The 1232-nt window shown below is 30.9% G+C and carries 2 protein-coding genes; both read left to right on the top strand.

All coding sequences use genetic code 11. From position 1 onward, the window contains the following. The first annotated feature begins 55 nt into the window (after positions 1 to 55). Positions 56 to 628 carry a fimbrial protein gene (locus ACWPWK_RS19025; RefSeq protein ID WP_109372635.1) on the top strand — a complete coding sequence of 191 codons (573 nt, stop codon included), beginning with the start codon at positions 56 to 58 and terminating at the stop codon, positions 626 to 628. A 58-nt stretch (positions 629 to 686) separates the two neighbouring features. Next, positions 687 to 1232, top strand: a 546-nt coding sequence (locus tag ACWPWK_RS19020; RefSeq protein ID WP_454209246.1) for a fimbrial biogenesis chaperone, incomplete at its 3' end; no start/stop codon positions are given.

The raw sequence follows: 1232 nt of genomic DNA, 5'->3' as shown, positions 1-1232 counted from the left end.
TAGCGATTAATATGATTTATTAAATACTTTTTATATCAATCACTAGGGGTTAAAAATGCCTATTTTAACAAAAAAACTGCTTCCAATGGCTTTTCTTATTTCAGCAATAACGGCAAGTGCAACAGTTTCCGCTGATGAGCAAACAGGACAAATTTCTTTTTCAGGTTTAATTTATTCATCTACTTGCACTATTGATATTAATGGCTCTGGCTCTGACGGTAACGTTAATATGGGACGTTATGCAACAAGTGAATTTGATCGTACCGGTAGTGAAGTTGGCGGAGCTAATGGTAATGGTAAATTAGATATCTCTTTAATTAATTGCCCACCACAAGGTACTGTAAAATTAAAGCTAGAAGGTAAAACAGATAGTAGCTCAGATCAAATCTTAGCCTTAGATGATCCTAATGGTTCGAATACAGCAAAAAATGTTGGTATCCATATTTATGATAGAGATGATTTAAGCACACCTTTCGATCTCAATATAACGAGAGAATATAAAATTAAAGATACGGGTGATCTTAAATCTAAAACACTTTATTTTGTTGCTAAATACGTTAGTACAAGCAATAACGTAGAAGCTGGCCGTGCTGATGCAACATTGAATTATACATTGACTTATCAATAATAAAAAATCGCAGGTTAATAATTCTGTTAACCTGCTTTTATTAAAAAGGTATTTACCGATGAAATTTAAAAAAACACTTTTAGGACTGGGGTTAATATTCAGCTCAATAACATCAAGCTTTGCTGGATTTGGTTTAGAAACAACTCGCGTTGTTTATAATGAAACAAATAAAAATGAAGGTTTTGTTGCATTTAACAGTGATAAAAATACTAATTATTTATTACAATCCTGGGTTGAAGATCTCAATGGCAAACTCACTCAAGATTTTGTGATCACTCCACCATTAATTAAATTAATGTCGCAACAAAAAAATACACTACAAGTTACTAAAAATACAACACTGCCTAATGATATTGAATCCATGTATTGGATCAATGTTAAGTTTGTCGCACCAAGCAATGAAAATTTAGAAAATGTTTTGCGTTATTCAATGACAAATAGAATTAAGTTGATTTACAGACCACAATCTCTAAAAAATGACAATATTGAAAAAGAAATCAAAGAGTTAAAATGGTCATCAAAGAATAACAATCTTGTAGTATCAAATAGCTCACCTTATTTTATTAATATTAGCAAACTCTTTATTGATGGAAGAGAGATTGAA

Source organism: Proteus sp. Marseille-Q3619, assembly GCF_965283115.1.
This window is presented reverse-complemented; position numbering and strand designations above follow the sequence as displayed.

Bases quoted from the DNA above. Each gene is read 5' to 3' on its own strand.
- ACWPWK_RS19025 (WP_109372635.1), top strand. From the start codon at position 56: ATGCCTATTTTAACAAAAAAACTGCTTCCAATGGCTTTTCTTATTTCA.